This window comes from Marinomonas dokdonensis (assembly GCF_052747885.1).
In genome coordinates this window covers 531,052-548,781 of sequence record NZ_JBRAND010000002.1, presented here as the reverse complement: position 1 = coordinate 548,781, position 17,730 = coordinate 531,052, and the positions used below count along the sequence as shown (strand labels likewise).

Below are 17,730 nucleotides of genomic sequence, written 5' to 3'. Positions count from 1 at the left end.
CCATAAAAAATTCTTTCGGCAAGTTTACTAAAAGAAACAAGCACAACCCAGCCTTAATAAGTGTTTTACACATATTGCTCAACCAAGATAAGCACCCGCCATGCACTATTATTTTACCAATGGTGCCATCGCCGCTTCACAGCGTGATAAATCAAAGCCTTTTGCAGCCACAGCCGCTGAAAGCTCTGTATAGTTGCCGCCTTGAGCATTTTGCATCAGCACCCAAAGTACGGAAGAGCGCGTCCCTGTACGACAAAAGGCCAAGGTTTTTTTCGCTTCGCTCAAGGCGGCTGCTTGGCTATCTACATGCGCCTGGCTCAGCAGTTTAAGGTCAATGGCGTTTTCTACGTATTCCAAACCCAAATCCAGCGCAACCGCTTTTAGCTCCGTCGATAAAGGCTGATCATCACTTTCACCATCAGGGCGGTTATTGATAATGCGCTGAAAGCCCATGGCTTTTAAAGCCAAAAGATCTTCTTGCTGAATTTGCGGCGCCACAAAGTAATTATTTTCTAATAAAACTGGATCATTCATTGCCAAAACTCCTCACTGTTAAAATATGCTATTAGCTGCGGTAGAGTACTTTAATCAGGTGATAGCCAAATTGTGTTTTAATCGGCCCCTGTACCTTTAATAAAGGTCCGTTGAATACGGCACGATCAAAGGCTGGAACCATGTCACCCTTTCTAAATTCACCTAAGTCGCCGCCCTTTTTTCCGGAAGGGCAAGTAGAAAACTGCTTTGCCAACTTATAAAAGTCACCACCCTTCTCCAGCTTTTGCTGAATCTGTTCTGCTTCTTTTTTTGTTTTCACCAAAATGTGACATGCACTTGCGCTCGCCATAACCCTTCTCACTTGTCATTTTAACCAAATAGAACATTCTAACCTATTTGATGTGGTAAAATTAATCTTAAGTATCCATTACACTGACAGTTAAGTCTGTATATAACTATAAGGTTGTTTACTCTATGAGCACATACGCAGCAATCAGTGATCTCTCTTTTTTACTGGTCGAACCCTCTGAAACCCAGCGCAAAATCATCGCACATGCTCTTGGTGAAGCAGGCATAAGACAAATTGAGTTTGCCAACAGTATTGCCAGCACTCTAGAGACACTGGCGACTTTCCCACCGGATTTGATTATTTCTTCCATGTACCTTCCTGATGGCACAGCCAACGAATTAATCGATAAAATTCGTAACAACCCAGATACCGAAGATCAATGCTTCATGCTTATTTCCAGCGAGCGTAATCGCGAGCATCTTGAGCATTTACGTCAGTCTGGTGTATTGGCCATCTTGCCAAAGCCTTTCACCAATAAAGATTTGAACCGAGCCATTCGCGCCACACTGGATTTGATTGCTGAAGAAGACATTGATCTTGAGTTGTTTGACCCAAAAACGCTAAACGTGCTAATTACCGACGATAGCCCTATGGCCCGCAAACACATTGCCAAAATGCTGAACAGCATGGGCATTGAAAACATCGAATTTGCCGAACATGGCAAAGAAGCCCTAGAGCGCCTTAATGAGCAAGAGTTTGACCTCATCATCACCGACTACAACATGCCAGAAATGGATGGTCGAGAGCTTACTGAAGCCGTACGCAACAGCCCCCTGTTGGCACACATTCCAATTTTAATGGTGAGTTCTAACGCCGAGGACAGCCAGCTGTCTAACATAGTTCAAGAAGGCGTTGATGCAATTTGTGGCAAACCATTTGAACCAAGCACGGTAAGACAACTGCTGGCGCAAATTTTAAACTAGCCAATAACGACAGAGCTAAAAAAAGAGCGCCTAGTGCGCTCTTTTTTGGTTGCAGCTTAGCTATCACCTAAGCTTGCTGAAGCAATTTATCAACAATGGCCTGATTGGCTTCAGGAAATTGGTAATCCCTCAATTCGCTGAAAGGCACCCAAGCAACTGCTTGCCCCTCTTTGCCAACAGGTTCCCCCTCAAAACCTGTGACCTTAAAAAAGTGTAAGGCAACATGTTTATCAGCGTAATCATGGCTAATGGTTTCCAGCAAACTGCAATTCGTCACTTTAATACCACACTCTTCTTGCAACTCACGGCTCAAAGCATGCTCTGGCAACTCATCCGCTTCGCATTTTCCTCCGGGAAACTCCCAAAGGTTACCCTGATGCTGATCAGGTTTACGCAAAGCAAGGAACACCTTATCATCGCGAACAATCACACCCGCAGCGACAATCACTCGCTTCATGTACGGTAGTCTGCGTTGATGGTGACATACTCATGAGAGAAATCTGTCGTCCAAACGACGTCTTGCTGCTCACCCAGATTCAAATCCACACAGATATGAATTTCTTCTGGCGCCATAGCTTCTTGCCCTAACGCTTCGGAATAGCGTGGAGACAAACCACCTTGGCTGGCGATTTCCACACCATTGATCGAGAGATCCACTTTATCTACGTCTAGATACTCCGCTCCCGCACGACCAACCACAGCAAGGATTCGCCCCCAATTTGGATCAGATGCAAACAGAGCCGTTTTTACCAGTGGCGAATGGGCAATTTCAAAGGCGATTTTGGTGGCATCGGCAGCTAGTTTCGCGCCTTTCACCTCAACGGTAACAAATTTAGTCGCCCCTTCACCATCACGTACAATGGCATGGGCAAGTTCTAGCATCACTTCTTCAAAAGCGGCATAAAAAGCTTTCGCTAAAGGTGAGTCAATCACTGTCACCATAGGGTTCTGCGCCCTACCCGTTGCCACTGCAATGCAAGAGTCATTAGTAGAGGTATCACTGTCTACAGTAATGCGGTTAAAGCTTTTGTTAGTCGCTTGCTTAAGCATTTGCTGAAGCACAGCTTGATCCATGGCGATATTACTAAATACATAACCCAACATAGTGGCCATGTTAGGGCGGATCATACCCGCCCCTTTAGAAATACCTGCAACCGTGTAAGTCACACCATCAAATTCAAATTGACGCACAGAGCCTTTGGGCAAGGTGTCTGTGGTCATAATGCCAGTGCCAGCGGCCTGCCAATCATCCGTACTGAACTTAGCAATGGCTTGAGGAATACCCGCAAGGATTTTATCGACAGGGAGAGGTTCGCCGATCACACCCGTTGAAAACGGCAGGATGCTCGACACAGGCACCTTCACTTGCTCTGCCAAGGCTTCACAAGTTCGAGTGGCGTTCTCTAGGCCTGGCTTGCCTGTGCCTGCATTAGCGTTACCCGTATTAATGAGCAGATAGCGGATGTCCGACGTCTGCAAATGCTGCTGACAAATTCGAACCGGTGCCGCGCAAAATGCATTTTGAGTAAATACACCGGCAACAGAAGCCCCTTCACACAATTCAAAGATAACTAAATCTTTTTTGTTCGGCTTCTTAATTCCAGCCTCTGCTACACCAATGCGAACCCCTTTAATTTCAGGAATCGCAGGAAAGTCGTGCAAACCTACTGCCATTTAACTTTTTCCTCTACTAAACCAGTTTACCGTGACACTGTTTGTATTTTTTACCCGAACCACAAGGGCAAGGCTCATTACGTCCCACTTTAGGCACATCTGAAGCGCCGCCAGCTGGTGCTGCATTTGACTCTTCTTCTGGTTCTGCATGAGAGGTACTCATACGAGTGTTTGCTTCTTGAAGACGACGAGCCTCTTCAATTTTTTCAGCCTCTTCTGCTGATTGGACTTTTACTCGCGTCACAACCTGCACGACTTCAAATTTAATCTGCTCTAGCAAACCTTGGAATAGCTCAAACGCTTCACGCTTGTATTCCTGTTTCGGGTTTTTCTGAGCATAACCACGCAAGTGAATACCTTGGCGTAGCATATCCATAGTTTGCAGGTGCTCTTTCCATAAGGTATCAAGCACTTGTAGCAAGACTTGTTTTTCAAATGAGCGTAGTGGATCTGCACCCGCTACAGACTCTTTCATTTCGTAGTCTGCTAGGAAGCTATCAAGAATTTTCTGACGTAGAGGTTCTTCGTAAAGCTTCTTATCTTCTTCCACCCATTGGGCAATCGGTAGATCCAGACCAAACTCGTTACGAATTTTCTCTTCCAGACCTTGTAGATCCCAAAGGTCAAAGATACTTTGCGGTGGGATAAATTCATCAATAACACCACTCACCACTTCTTCGCGCATCGCGCCGATCGCATCAGACAAGTCATCCGATGTCATCATTTCATAACGCTGACGGTAGATAACTTGACGCTGATCGTTTGCTACATCATCGTATTCAAGCAGTTGTTTACGGGTATCAAAGTTTCTACCTTCAACTTTACGCTGGGCTTTTTCGATCGCGTTAGACACCATTTTGTGCTCGATGGCTTCGCCTTTTTCCATACCCAATGCCATCATCATTTTCTTGATGCGGTCAGACATAAAAATACGCATCAAGTTGTCTTCTAGGGATAAGTAGAATCGAGAAGAACCTACGTCACCTTGACGACCTGCACGACCTCGCAACTGGTTATCAATACGGCGTGACTCGTGACGCTCAGTACCAATGATATGCAAACCACCTGCGGCCAACACGGACTCATGACGCTGCTGCCAATCGGCTTTTAATGCATCTATGGCTTCTTGGCTCGCACCTTCGCCTAATTGATCCAATTCAACCTGTAAGTTACCACCCAACATGATATCGGTACCACGACCGGCCATATTGGTAGCGATCGTAACCGCACCGGGACGACCTGCTTCAGCAACTATCTCTGCTTCACGCTCATGCTGTTTCGCATTCAACACGTTATGCTTAACATTCTTTTTCGTTAAGAAGTTGGATAGCAACTCTGAGTAATCAATCGACGCTGTACCCACCAAAATTGGACGACCTTGCTTAACGTGCTCTTCAATGTCCAACACAATGGCTTGGAATTTGTCTTCCGTGGACATGTAGATAAGGTCATTGAAATCTTTACGCTGAACTTGGCGATTGGTTGGGATAACCACTACAGGCAGGTTGTAAATTTGTTGGAATTCGAACGCTTCCGTATCCGCTGTACCTGTCATGCCAGATAGCTTTTCGTACAAACGGAAGTAGTTCTGGAAGGTGGTAGAAGCTAAGGTTTGGCTCTCTGCCTGAATGGTCACACCTTCTTTCGCTTCTACCGCTTGGTGAATACCCTCAGACCAACGACGACCCGCCATAGTACGGCCAGTATGCTCGTCGACGATAACGATTTGATCCCCTTGAATAACGTAATCTACGTTTTTCTTGAAGATAACATGAGCTTTCAAACAAGCATGTACGTGGTGCAACAAAGTCAGGTTGCCAGCGGCGTATAGACTATCGCCTTCTTGCAGCATTTCTTGCTCAACCAACCAGCCCTCAACAAAAGAATGACCTTCTTCTGTTAACTCGATGCTACGCTGAGACTCGTCGTAAACATAATGCCCTGTCGCTTCTTGCTCTTCACCTTCTGCAGCAGGCTCTTGCTTAACCAGCAAAGGAGCTAACTGATTGATCTTGCGATATTGCTCTGAACTGTCTTCCACCGCACCAGAGATAATAAGTGGGGTACGCGCCTCATCGATTAGGATGGAGTCAACTTCATCGACCACAGCAAAGTGAAGGTCACGCTGCACACGGTCTTCAAAGCGGAACACCATGTTGTCACGCAAGTAATCGAAACCAAACTCGTTATTGGTACCGTAGGTGATATCACATAGATAAGCAGCTTTTTTATCATCGCGCTCTTGGCCGGAGAAGACCACACCAACACTCATGTCTAGAAATTCGTATAACGGACGCATCCAGTTCGCATCACGCTTCGCCAGGTAGTCGTTCACTGTAACGACGTGCACTCCCTTAGAAGACAAGGCGTTCAGGTAAACTGCGAGGGTTGCCACCAGGGTTTTACCCTCACCGGTACGCATCTCGGCAATTTTACCTTCGTTAAGCACCATACCGCCGATAAGCTGAACATCGAAATGACGCATACCCATAACGCGCTGGCTACCTTCACGCACAACGGCAAAGGCTTCAGGAAGTAATGAGTCAACTGACTCACCATTTTGAATTCTTTCTCTAAATTCACCTGTTTTAGCTGACAGATCATCATCTGATAATTTGCCAAAGGCTTCTTCAAATTTATTAATTTGAGCAACGACTTTTCTTAGTCGTTTCACTTCTCGGTCATTCTTAGTTCCGACGATTTTTTTAAGTACATTTCCCAACATTATGAATACAACGCAGCCAATTAGTAATGAATAGAGTCTACCATGGTAATGTGTGACAAAACATGAAATATCAAGGTCTTAAACACAAAAAAACCAGACATATAGTCTGGTTTTTTGTAGACAGGGCTTAACAATCTAGAGTGTTATGCACCAACAAGGGCTGGGTCTGTATAAGAAATAGCCGTTGTTTGACTTTCGTCTTCAAAGACAACGTATTCCCAAGCGTCTTGTTGTTCTAGCAATGCCAACAACAACTTGTTATTCAATGCATGGCCAGACTTATAAGCCTTGTATTCACCAATTAAACTGTGGCCCAACAAGTACAAGTCACCAATTGCATCCAATACCTTGTGACGCACTAGCTCGTCTCGGTAACGCAAACCTTCGTCATTCAATACACGGAAATCATCCAGTACGATGGCGTTGTCCATGTTAGCACCACGAGCAAGGTTGTTATCCTTGAAGTACTCTAGGTCTTTCATGAAACCAAAGGTACGAGCGCGACTGATTTCTTTAACGAAAGTCGTTGTCGAAAAGTCGAATGATGTTTTTTGAACATCTTCACCGATTGCAGGGTGCTCGAAGTCGATTTCGAATGACAAGCGGAAACCTGTATGAGGCTCAAGCGTTGCAAATTTATCACCATCATCCACACGAATCGGCTTCTTGATTTTGATAAATTTCTTCGGCGCGTTTTGCGCTTCTAAGCCAGCGGACTGCAAAAGAAACACGAAAGGACTAGCACTGCCATCCATTAGTGGAATCTCGCTTGCGCTCACTTCAACATAGGCATTGTCAACACCAAGACCAGCCATTGCCGACAGTAGATGCTCTACTGTGCTTACTTTAACGTCGCCTTGACATAAAGCAGTGGCAAAGTTAGTCGAACCAACAGCTTTTGCGTCACCATGAATCTCTACAACTGGATCCAAGTCTGTGCGCACAAAAACGATACCTGTATTCACAGGAGCTGGTTTTAATGTCAAATACACCTTCTCACCAGAGTGTAAACCCACTCCAGTCGCTCGAATAATGTTTTTTAATGTGTGTTGACGTACCATCATATTCCTACAATCTAATGACAAGATATTACTCTTTGAGAAATAATATCAATAACGCAATTTTTATACAATTCACCGCGTCTACTTTGCATCTTTTTTACGCAAACTAGTCAGCTTGACGACGCAAGAACGCGGGAATATCCAAATAAGACAACTTGTCTCCGCCTGAGGCCGAATTAGATTCGTTTGAATCACTTAATTCTGCTTCTGGGCTTTTCTCTTCAGCTTCACTTCTAACACTTTCTACGGGCGCTGCTACAGCTTTAACCGTGACAGCTGGGGGCGCTACTTCTTCAACTACGCGCTCCACTTTAGAAGCAGCAGACTGAGAGGAAACAACGGACTCACCAATGGCAGATTTCATCTCCACATCAGCACGACCTTCCAATCCTGTCGCTACCACAGTCACGCGCATTTCATCACCAACACTTGGATCAATCGCGCAACCGATTACTACCGTCGCATCTTCCGATGCATATTCTTCGATAATGCCGCCCACTTCGGTAAACTCTGACAAACCTACTTCTTCGTTGGCCGTGATGTTAACCAAGACACCGCGAGCGCCTTTTAAATTAATATCTTCTAGCAATGGGTTATGGATAGCTGCTTCAGCCGCTACTCGCGCTCTGTCATCACCAGATGCAGAACCCGTACCCATCATGGCAAGTCCCATTTCGGACATTACCGTTCTAACGTCGGCGAAATCGACGTTAATCAAACCTGGACGCATGATAAGGTCAGTAATACCTTGCACCGCGTTGTATAAAACGTTATTGGCTTCACCAAAGGCTTTCAACAAAGAAATGTTTTTGCCCAGCACTGGTAGAAGTCTTTCGTTTGGCACGGTAATTAAGGAATCGACATTATCGCGCAATTCTTTAACACCTTCGTCAGCCACTTTAGCGCGACGACGACCTTCGAATGGGAAAGGACGTGTTACTACAGCAACAGTCAAAATCCCTAATTCTCTAGCAACTTTTGCAATAACGGGTGCTGCACCGGTTCCGGTACCGCCCCCCATACCCGCTGTGATAAACACCATATCGGCGCCACTTAACAACTGAGTAATTTTTTCTTGATCTTCTAAAGCAGAGTCACGCCCTACTTCTGGGTTCGCACCCGCCCCCAAGCCTTTTGTAATAGCGGAGCCAAGTTGCAATGAAACCCCAGTATCAAAGCCAATCAATGCTTTTGAGTCGGTGTTTGCACAAATAAACTCAACACCTTCCAGTTGGTTTTGTAACATGTGACGAACAGCGTTACCGCCACCACCACCGACACCAACTACTTTAATTACTGCGTTTTCTGATAAATTTTCATCGGCCAAATCAAAGACGTTCATGGACCTGTTGCTCCTTAAATTAATTCGCACTCAATACTGTTTACATGTAACTTTGAAACCAGTGTTTTAACTTCTGCCAAGCCTTCGCTGCACTGAAGGATGACCCAATTTCTTTTGCAACCAGCACTGAGGCTTCTCGTTTAGTTTGCGTCTTAGACATTGATTGTTTAGAGGGTGCAGTCATCTCAGCCTCTTTACTTCCGTAAGCCAATAATCCAACTCCTGTTGAATATACCGGGTTATCGACAATATCTGACATTCCTTTAGCATTATCTGGTACCGCAAGTCTCACTGGCATCTGAAATATCTTCTCAGCCAGCTCACAAGCACCTTCCATCAAGGACGTACCACCAGTAATTACAATACCTGCAGGGATTCGCTCAGCAAATCCGCTGCGCCTTAATTCATCTTGAATTAAGTTGTAAATTTCTTCGTACCTTGCCTCAACCACTTCGGTTAAAGCGTGCCTTGAGATCGATCTTGGTTGACGATCACCGACACTCGGCACCTCTAAAACTTGGTCCGCTGACGCCATAGACGACATGGCACAAGCGTATTTAACTTTAATTTCTTCCGCATGTTGCGTGGGTGTTCGCAATGCCATAGAAATATCATTTGTTACCTGATCACCTGCTACCGGTATGACGGCTGTGTGATGCAATGCACCATCTAACCAAACCGCAATATCTGAAGTACCAGCGCCGATATCGATCAGACAAACACCTAATTCTTTTTCATCATCACTTAGGGATGACTCGCTCGAAGCAAGTTGTGAAAGAATCACACCATCTACTCCAAGACCACAGCGCTGAATACATTTCTCAACGTTAACCACTGCATTCAAGGCCCCTGATATCAAATGAACATTTGCTTCCAAACGTACACCTGACATACCAAGCGGATCTTTGATCCCTTCTTGTGAGTCGATGTTGTATTCTTGCGGCAAGATGTGCAGTACTCGCTGATCAGAGGATATTGGCACAGCTTGGGCGGCATCAATTACTCGATCGATATCTTCCTGCTCAACTTCACCACCTTTCACCGCCACAATACCGTGGGAGTTAAGGCTTCGAATATGGCTTCCCGCAACACTCACATAAACAGAATGTATGTTACACCCTGCCATCAATTCTGCTTCTTCAACCGCACGTTGAATTGACTGTACGGTTGATTCGATGTTGATGACCACACCACGTTTCATGCCTTTTGAGGAATGCGAGCCAATACCAACAATTTCCAACTTGCCATCAGCCTGCACTTCGCCAACTAAACAAATAACTTTTGATGTGCCTACATCCAACCCGACTATCATTTCACCTTCCCGGTACCATGTTTTTTAAGCAACTCGACCTGCTTTGTGATTAAAAAAGCAACAAATAGGCCAAGTTTAATTATTTTCTTTCCATCCAACCGCTACCCCATGAGGATAACGAGCGTCTACGGAGGTTATTCCCTCTATTCTACCTGATAAATCACTTTTATAGACAGCGATAAAGCGCTGTAATCTCTCTAAAATTTCCTCTCGACCCAGCTTTACGGCAATACCGTTGGCAAAGACTACATTCCACGCCCCACGAGCCTCTAAAGTCAACGAAGCGATGCGTAAAGAACTTGCAGAAAGCATCTGACTGATCAATCCAAATTGTTCAAGGACAATATCACTGGAATCCGATGGACCAAACAAATGAGGGAGCGGCAACTCAGGAAGACTATGCGGCATAAAGACTACCGCTTTAGTGGAAATTAATTGCCTATCCTGCCAATAGGCAAGTGGCGTATGCTCAACGACTGTAACCGTCAAGGAATCTGGCCACACTTTGCGCACCTGAGCATTTTCCACCCAAGGAGAGGACTTTGCCAAGGCCAGTACATCGGCAATTTCAACATCTAATAAACTGCGCCCAAGAAGATCGGAGAATTCTTGCTCCAGCTCAGCACTTTGACTGTATTTCAGCTCACCCTCTACCGACACCTTTTTAATGGCAAACCAGCTTTCGGCGTCATCCCCGCCTTGCAAGCTGGCCACCAGTATCAGTAGCACGGCGCCAATTAATAATGCCAGTCTCATAACCTAAGCCTGCTCGGCTTTACACCAAGCATCCAAAGCAATTTTTTCGACTAGGGCTGGGTATTCCATGCCCACATGCTTGGCAGCCATAGGCACTAGGCTATGGGAAGTCATACCCGGTGCCGTGTTGACTTCCAGCACCCAAAACTTACCTGCTTGGTCACGCATCACATCGACGCGCCCCCAACCAGAACAGCCCAGAGAAAGATAAGCTTCTAGGGCCAGGCTTTGCAGTTCGTTTTCATCGTCTTCTGAAAGACCGCAAGGCAGCAAATACTGAGTGTCTTCAGCAAGATACTTGGCATCATAGTCATACAAGACATGATCTTCCGATGCTTTTAAGCCGATGGCCGGATACGCTACATCATCAATGACGGTCACTGTGTATTCAGGCCCATCAACAAACTCTTCTACCAAGATAGCTGAATCGTACACCAAAGCGCCTTGCAATGCCGATTCAAGCTCTGCGCGGTTACCAGCCTTGTTGATGCCTATGGTAGAGCCTTCACGGGAAGGCTTAACGATCAAGGGGTAACTCATTGCCGCTTCAATGGCTTCCACATCAGCTTGCCCTTCGAAAGACAAATAAGCAGGCGTTGCGATGCCAATGCCATTCCAGTAACGCTTGGTGAGAACCTTATCCATAGCCAAACCTGAGGCCAAAGGCGAACTGCCTGTGTAAGGCCTCTCTAGCATCTCTAGCAAGCCTTGGATACGACCATCTTCACCCTCACCACCATGTAACGCAATGAAGGCAAGATCAAAGACGACTTCTTGTAATTGCTTAACAGGGTCTAGTGCTGCACCTTCACCATAAAGGTCTATTTCAACGACCTGATACCCCTGAGAAGACAATGCCTGGGCCACTAATTTGCCACTTTGCAAAGACACTTCACGCTCGGCAGAACGACCACCATAAATTACTGCAATTACCGACTGCTTTAATGATTGTGTCATGATTAAATTCCACTCTCCGCCAGTTGCTTGGAAACGTTACCAATATCACCCGCGCCTTGAGTGATTAGGAGATCACCATCGCGCAAAATATTATTCAAAATTGAGCGCAAATCGCCCACATCTGCGATGTGGATCGGGTCTACGCTGCCTAACTGACGAATACTGCCACACAAAGAACGACTGTCAGCGCCATTAACGGGTGTTTCCCCTGCGGCATACACATCGAGCAGCAAGAGCACATCGACTTTTGACAACACTCGCACGAAGTCTTCATAAAGATCGCGCGTACGTGAATATCGGTGGGGTTGGTACACCATAACAAGACGTTTTTCTGGCCAACCCGCACGTATGGCTTTAATGGTCGCCAAAACCTCACTAGGGTGATGACCATAGTCATCCACAAACATCACTTCCGAGCCATCCGCAATCGCTAAAGGCGCCTGCTCTTGGAAACGTCGCCCCACACCTTCAAAGCCCATTAGTCCTAATTGTATGGCGGCATCATCCACCCCAAGGTCACTTGCTACAGCAATGGTCGACAAGGCATTAAGTACATTATGTCGACCCGGCATTGGCAAACGAATTTTCAGCGGCTCACCCTCTGGGCGATGTGCTAAAAATTCACAGTAGCGACCTGTTTGAACGATATCCGTAGCGTAAAAGTCCGCTTCTTCATCAATACCGTACGTCAGCACTGGACGACTCAAAGACGGCAAGATTTCACGCACATTAGCATCGTCCACACACAACACAGCCAAACCATAGAAAGGTAAGTTATGAACAAACTCCACGAAGGTATGCTTCACCTTCTCGAAGTCACCGCCATAAGTGTCCATGTGGTCTTCATCAATATTGGTAATGATGACGGTTTGAGGTTGTAGGTGCAGGAAGGAAGCATCACTCTCATCAGCCTCTGCTACCAAATAGGAGCTACTACCAAGCTGAGCATTCGTCCCAGCACTGGTTAGACGACCACCGATAACGAATGTCGGCGCTTCACCTGTAGCAGCCAAGACAGAAGCCATTAAACTGGTGGTTGTGGTTTTACCGTGAGTTCCTGCCACCGCAATACCGTGGCGGTAACGCATTAGCTCAGCCAACATTTCAGCACGGCGCACAATAGGAATACGATGCTCTTTACCCCAAATAATTTCTGGATTTTCCTCATTGATGGCAGTCGACACCACAATTACGTGGGCATCATGAACATTGGCTTCCACATGACCAATAAAGACTTTAATCCCTAAAGACTCTAATCTATCTGTGGTAGAAGAAGCCTTCATATCGGAACCCGAAACCTGATAACCTTGGTTATGCAAGACCTCAGCAATGCCACACATGCCGACACCACCAATTCCGATAAAATGAATATTTTGTATGCGGCGCATGGCCGGAATATCGTATTGGGTTTTATTATCCATCATGCTGTTTTCAACCTTAAACAATGCGCCACGACATCTTGTGTGGCATTTGGGTAGGCCACCATTTTGGCTTGCATACCCATATTAAATAACCTTTCCTCGTCTTTAATAAATTCGGAAAGTAACTGAATAACTTTATCTACGCAGAGCTCAGGCTGGGGCAATAAATACGCCGCATCAACCTTCTCCAAATAACGGGCATTGGCCGTTTGATGATCATCAATGGCATGAGGATACGGCACTAAGATAGAAGGTAAACCTGCCACCGCCAATTCACTGATCGTCATGGCACCTGCGCGGCATAACACCACATCTGCCCAATAATAAGCTTGATTAATATTTTCTAGGTAAGGCTCAACTCTCGCCTCAACCTCACTGTCCGCGTAGCTCTTGGCAACTTCATCAAAATTCTTAATGCCAGTTTGATGCCACACATCGAGTCTTTGTGCATGTGGCCATTGCGCCAATACCTGAGGCAACACATCATTAATGGCTTTCGCGCCCAGACTTCCGCCAACCACTAATAGCTTTAATGGTCGTGCGCCATCTTGTCGAGAAGGACGCATGTCTTGCCTAAGAATATCTTTGCGTATTGGATTGCCCACATGAACGGCACTGTCCAAAGCGCCATCAAAAGCCTCTAATTTAACATTAGCCACTTTCGCCAGCAGCCTATTGGTGGTTCCTGCTACCGCATTTTGCTCGTGAATAACCAAGGGTATACCCAATAATTTTGCCGCCACACCACCAGGTCCTGCGACAAAGCCCCCCATACCTAGCACGACATCGGGCTTGAGCTTTTGCAAAATAGCCACAGCTTGACCAATAGCATGCAAAACTCTAAACGGCGCGGCCAACAACCCAAATACACCTTTTCCGCGCACACCTTTAATAGATAAAGAATGCACCGTAATCTCGTGCTCGGGGACTAGACGTTCTTCCATTCCCCCTTTTGAGCCCAACCACTGCACATCGATATTGCGGTCTTTAAAACTCTGAGCACAAGCAAGAGCCGGATAAATATGACCGCCGGTGCCACCTGCCATAATGACAACTCGCTTAACTCCACTCATCATGACATTTCACCTTTCATCATTTCACCGTCTGCAGAAGCCAACGTTCTTTGGGCGCGTTTATTTTCTATATCCACTCTAGCCACAACAAACAAGCTACCCAGCGTAATAATCAAGCTACTGCCCCCATAACTTATTAAGGGCAGAGTAAGCCCTTTGGTCGGAAGGAAGCCGGTGTTCACACCGATATTGATAATAACCTGCGCTAGAATAAGAATGGCAAAACCAAAGCACATATAGGCTGAAAAGGGTTTGGCCAATTCAAGAGCTCGATGGCCTATTTTAAAAGCACGAGCAACCATGATGCCAAACAGGATAATCAGCAACAAACCACCGGCCATGCCGGTTTCTTCCACCCAGATAGAGAACACAAAGTCGGTGTGCGCTTCGGGTAAATAAGAAAGCTTTTGTACACTGTTGCCCAAGCCAAGACCAAACCACTCTCCTCGACCGTATGCGATTAATGCCTGACTCAATTGATAGCCCTCGTTAAAGGGGTCAGCCCATGGGTCAATAAAGTTCATTAGGCGTTTCATCCGATAACTTTCGGAAATAGCAACACCACCTAGTACCACCACCGCCATGGCCAAAAGTGCCAAGAATTGATACAAGGGCGCGCCACCAAGAAACAATAACGCCATAACGGTTCCCAGTAACACCACGGAAGCACCAAAGTCTGGCTCTAACAATAGGAATAATAGGAACACGCCACAGAGACACAAGGGCAATATAAAACCAATCCAGCCCTGACGAACACGATCTGCTCGTCGAACTAGATAGCCTGAGATGTAGACCACCATACAGACCTTGGCGACTTCGGAGGCTTGCAGGTTAAATACCACTAGGTTAATCCAACGACGACTACCATTTACACTTTTGCCTACGCCCGGTACCAATACCAGCACAAGCAAAAGCAAGGATAGCGCCATCATCCACACCCCCCACTTTTGTAACTGCTCAGTGGGTAATGACAACAGCACCCAGCCAAACACCAAACCTAAAATGAGATATAGAAATTGACGCCCCATGAAGAAGTAAGGGTGACCATGGATACTTTCGGAAATAGAAATCGATGCGCTGGACACCATTACGATGCCCAAGGCTAAAATAGAAACCACCGAGGCTATGAAAACCGCATCCACGACGGCCAGTTCTCGTAGGGATACTCTGTCAAAATAGCTCAGTATTTTCATAGTTCAGCGACCAATTGAGCAAAGTGCTCACCGCGGACTTCATAATTTTTGTACATATCGAAGCTTGCACAGGATGGCGAAAACAACACTATGTCACCTTGCTGAGCTTGCAGCGCCACTTGTGCGACTATCTCGGCCAAGTCTTCGGCGAACACCAGCTCCACCCCACTGCTTGACACATCCTTGGCAATCACTTGGGCATCACGGCCAAACACATAGAGCTTGCACACAAAATCTTGTAGTGCCTTACACAAAGGACTGAAATCCGCCCCTTTGCCCTCACCACCCAAAATCAAGTAGAGGTTTTTCTTAGCGCTATCGCCTAGCCCTTCAAGGGCCGCCAATGTTGCCCCGACATTTGTCCCTTTAGAGTCATTAATGTAGGTCACACCATTCAATTGACGCACTGTTTCACAACGGTGAGGTAAGCCTTTAAAGTTTGCCAAGGCGGTTGCAATAGCAGGATTTAATACTTCTTCACCCAGCAATTCGATCATTGCCAAAGCAGCCAACACGTTGGCATGATTATGCGAGCCTTGCAGGGAAATATTGGCGCTGTGATACAAGCGCTGCACGCCACGACACAACCATACGCCATCGCTATCAGGCAAAATGCCGTATTCTTTTAAATCAGGGCTTTTAGTTGTAAAGGCTCGTACTGGGGTATTCTCGGCCAATAAAGGAGCCGTCAAAATATCTTGCTTGTTACAGACTGCCGCTTTGCAACCACGGTAAACCTTTTGCTTCACCCTTTGGTATTCATACAGATCTTGGTAACGATCCATGTGATCTTCAGAAACATTCAGCAGACACGCCAAATCTGCTTTTAAGGCATGAGTGGTTTCTAATTGAAAGCTGGAAAGTTCCAAGACATAAAAATCAGCAGAGGTAGATAAAAGGTCTAACGCTGGCAAACCCAAATTACCACCCGCTAGGGCTTTTTTACCACAGGCATTTAGCAGCTCAGCAACCAAGGTGGTAACCGTACTTTTGGCATTAGAGCCTGTGATGGCAATAAAAGGTGTCTCTGTGTAATCGCAAAACAAGTCGATGTCGCCACGCATGGCAACACCGGATTCCGCTAAACGTTTGAGAACAGGGGTGCTTAGGGCAATGCCCGGGCTCACATAAAGTTCAGAAACACCTAGCGTTTCTAAAACAGATAAATCGCCAGTGAAAATTTTATCCGCTGGGCAAAGCTTTTTAGCTTCAGCAAGCCCTGGTGGGTTTTCACGAGAATCCACCACAAAAAACTCAATGCCTTTACTGTGTAAAAAGCGTACGCAAGACAAACCTGTCGCGCCTAAGCCGACTACGGCTCTAATCCGATCTGACCCGATCAACGACATGACAACTCCTAACGTACTTTTAAGGTGGCAAAACCAACCAGAACCAAACACACAGTAATGATCCAGAAACGCACAATAACTTTTGGCTCAGCCCAACCCTTCAATTCGAAGTGATGGTGAATTGGTGCCATGCGAAAAATCCGTCGCTTGGTGAGCTTATAGGAGGCAACCTGCAAAATCACCGACACGGTTTCCATAACGAAAACACCTCCCATGATGAAGAGCACTAATTCTTGGCGAACAATCACAGCTATCACACCCAAAGAGGCGCCAAGTGCAAGAGAACCTACATCGCCCATAAAGATTTGTGCTGGATAGGTGTTGAACCATAAAAAGCCTAAACCCGCCCCAGCCAAGGCCGCACAGAAAACGATTAATTCACCTGAACCTTGTACATAGGGAATCAGCAAGTAATCGGCAAAGCGTACGTTACCCGTTAGGTAAGCAAACACACCTAATGCACCACCCACCAATACCGTTGGGAGAATCGCTAATCCATCCAAACCATCGGTGAGGTTGACCGCATTACTGGTACCAACAATTACAAAGTAGGTCAGCACCACAAAGAATATGCCCAGAGGAATCGCTACGTCTTTGAATAACGGCACAATCAAAGCCGTTTCGGCTGGAGTGCTGGCAGTGCAATACAAGAAAATAGCAGCCGCTAAACCAAACACACTCTGCCATAAGTATTTCCATTTTGCGGGCAAGCCCCGTGGGTTCTTTTCTACTACCTTGCGGTAATCATCTACCCAGCCGATCAAGCCAAAAGACAACATGACCAACAACACCACCCAAACATACTGATTTGTTAGATCCCCCCATAACAGGGTACTCACTATGATAGAAAAAATGATCAGTGCACCACCCATAGTTGGTGTGCCGGCTTTACTCAAATGGGTTTGCGGACCATCGTTACGAATCGCTTGACCAATTTGCAAACGTTGCAATAACACAATCACCTTGTTACCAATCAACAAAGAAATCGCAAGTGCTGTTAACACACCTAAAATGGCACGCAGTGACAAATAATTGAATACTGCGAAGAAAGTGAAGTATTTGCTTAAATAAGCCGTGAGCAAAAGTAACATTGTTAAGGA

Annotated in this window: 16 protein-coding genes; 1 reads left to right on the top strand and 15 read right to left on the bottom strand. The window is 46.0% G+C overall.

Features of this window, described 5'->3' with window-relative positions:
- Window positions 1–108: 108 nt before the first annotated feature.
- Together ACUM5Y_RS07070 and ppiC are read right to left on the bottom strand one after the other, a co-directional pair.
- On the bottom strand, window positions 109–534 hold the full coding sequence (locus ACUM5Y_RS07070) for a protein tyrosine phosphatase family protein (RefSeq protein WP_445976169.1): 426 nt from the start codon (window positions 532–534) through the stop codon (window positions 109–111).
- Between the two features lie 31 nt (window positions 535–565).
- Window positions 566–844: a peptidylprolyl isomerase PpiC gene (gene ppiC / locus ACUM5Y_RS07065; protein ID WP_445976168.1), complete on the bottom strand. Its 279-nt coding sequence runs from the start codon at window positions 842–844 to the stop codon at window positions 566–568.
- Window positions 845–969: 125 nt separating this feature from the next.
- Here ppiC and ACUM5Y_RS07060 point away from each other — a divergent pair, with 125 nt between their 5' ends.
- Entirely contained in the window at window positions 970–1,767 is a 798-nt protein-coding gene (locus tag ACUM5Y_RS07060; protein ID WP_445976167.1) for a response regulator, read from the top strand.
- 67 nt (window positions 1,768–1,834) lie between these two features.
- Here the strand turns inward: ACUM5Y_RS07060 and mutT are convergent, their stop codons facing one another.
- The 13 genes from mutT to mraY all read right to left on the bottom strand — a co-directional run bounded on the left by mutT (window position 1,835) and on the right by mraY (window position 17,721).
- Window positions 1,835–2,224, bottom strand: a complete 390-nt coding sequence (gene mutT, locus ACUM5Y_RS07055) for an 8-oxo-dGTP diphosphatase MutT (protein WP_445976166.1) — start codon at window positions 2,222–2,224, stop codon at window positions 1,835–1,837.
- Entirely contained in the window at window positions 2,221–3,441 is a 1,221-nt protein-coding gene (argJ, locus tag ACUM5Y_RS07050; protein ID WP_445976165.1) for a bifunctional glutamate N-acetyltransferase/amino-acid acetyltransferase ArgJ, read from the bottom strand. The genes mutT and argJ overlap by 4 nt, the downstream gene beginning before the upstream one ends.
- Before the next feature lie 16 nt (window positions 3,442–3,457).
- Window positions 3,458–6,166 (bottom strand): preprotein translocase subunit SecA, encoded by a 2,709-nt coding sequence (gene secA, locus ACUM5Y_RS07045; RefSeq protein ID WP_445976164.1) that lies wholly within the window; start codon window positions 6,164–6,166, stop codon window positions 3,458–3,460.
- Between the two features lie 143 nt (window positions 6,167–6,309).
- Window positions 6,310–7,227: a UDP-3-O-acyl-N-acetylglucosamine deacetylase gene (lpxC, locus tag ACUM5Y_RS07040; RefSeq protein ID WP_445976306.1), complete on the bottom strand. Its 918-nt coding sequence runs from the start codon at window positions 7,225–7,227 to the stop codon at window positions 6,310–6,312.
- A gap of 106 nt (window positions 7,228–7,333) precedes the next feature.
- Window positions 7,334–8,569, bottom strand: coding sequence for a cell division protein FtsZ (ftsZ, locus tag ACUM5Y_RS07035; protein ID WP_445976163.1), 1,236 nt, complete (start codon window positions 8,567–8,569; stop codon window positions 7,334–7,336).
- A 40-nt stretch (window positions 8,570–8,609) separates the two neighbouring features.
- Window positions 8,610–9,881, bottom strand: coding sequence for a cell division protein FtsA (ftsA, locus tag ACUM5Y_RS07030; protein WP_445976162.1), 1,272 nt, complete (start codon window positions 9,879–9,881; stop codon window positions 8,610–8,612).
- Window positions 9,882–9,956: 75 nt separating this feature from the next.
- Window positions 9,957–10,637 carry a cell division protein FtsQ/DivIB gene (locus tag ACUM5Y_RS07025; RefSeq protein ID WP_445976161.1) on the bottom strand — a complete coding sequence of 227 codons (681 nt, stop codon included), beginning with the start codon at window positions 10,635–10,637 and terminating at the stop codon, window positions 9,957–9,959.
- A gap of 3 nt (window positions 10,638–10,640) precedes the next feature.
- A complete protein-coding gene (locus ACUM5Y_RS07020) occupies window positions 10,641–11,594 on the bottom strand; it encodes a D-alanine--D-alanine ligase (RefSeq protein WP_445976160.1) in 954 nt (317 codons plus the stop codon).
- 2 nt (window positions 11,595–11,596) lie between these two features.
- On the bottom strand, window positions 11,597–13,018 hold the full coding sequence (gene murC, locus ACUM5Y_RS07015; RefSeq protein ID WP_445976159.1) for a UDP-N-acetylmuramate--L-alanine ligase: 1,422 nt from the start codon (window positions 13,016–13,018) through the stop codon (window positions 11,597–11,599).
- Window positions 13,015–14,088, bottom strand: coding sequence for an undecaprenyldiphospho-muramoylpentapeptide beta-N-acetylglucosaminyltransferase (gene murG, locus ACUM5Y_RS07010; protein ID WP_445976305.1), 1,074 nt, complete (start codon window positions 14,086–14,088; stop codon window positions 13,015–13,017). Before murG ends, murC begins: the two co-directional genes overlap by 4 nt.
- Window positions 14,088–15,281, bottom strand: a complete 1,194-nt coding sequence (gene ftsW / locus ACUM5Y_RS07005) for a putative lipid II flippase FtsW (RefSeq protein ID WP_445976158.1) — start codon at window positions 15,279–15,281, stop codon at window positions 14,088–14,090. The genes murG and ftsW overlap by 1 nt, the downstream gene beginning before the upstream one ends.
- Window positions 15,278–16,630 carry a UDP-N-acetylmuramoyl-L-alanine--D-glutamate ligase gene (gene murD / locus ACUM5Y_RS07000; protein WP_445976157.1) on the bottom strand — a complete coding sequence of 451 codons (1,353 nt, stop codon included), beginning with the start codon at window positions 16,628–16,630 and terminating at the stop codon, window positions 15,278–15,280. The genes ftsW and murD overlap by 4 nt, the downstream gene beginning before the upstream one ends.
- Before the next feature lie 8 nt (window positions 16,631–16,638).
- On the bottom strand, window positions 16,639–17,721 hold the full coding sequence (mraY, locus tag ACUM5Y_RS06995; RefSeq protein ID WP_445976156.1) for a phospho-N-acetylmuramoyl-pentapeptide-transferase: 1,083 nt from the start codon (window positions 17,719–17,721) through the stop codon (window positions 16,639–16,641).
- Between the last annotated feature and the right edge of the window lie 9 nt (window positions 17,722–17,730).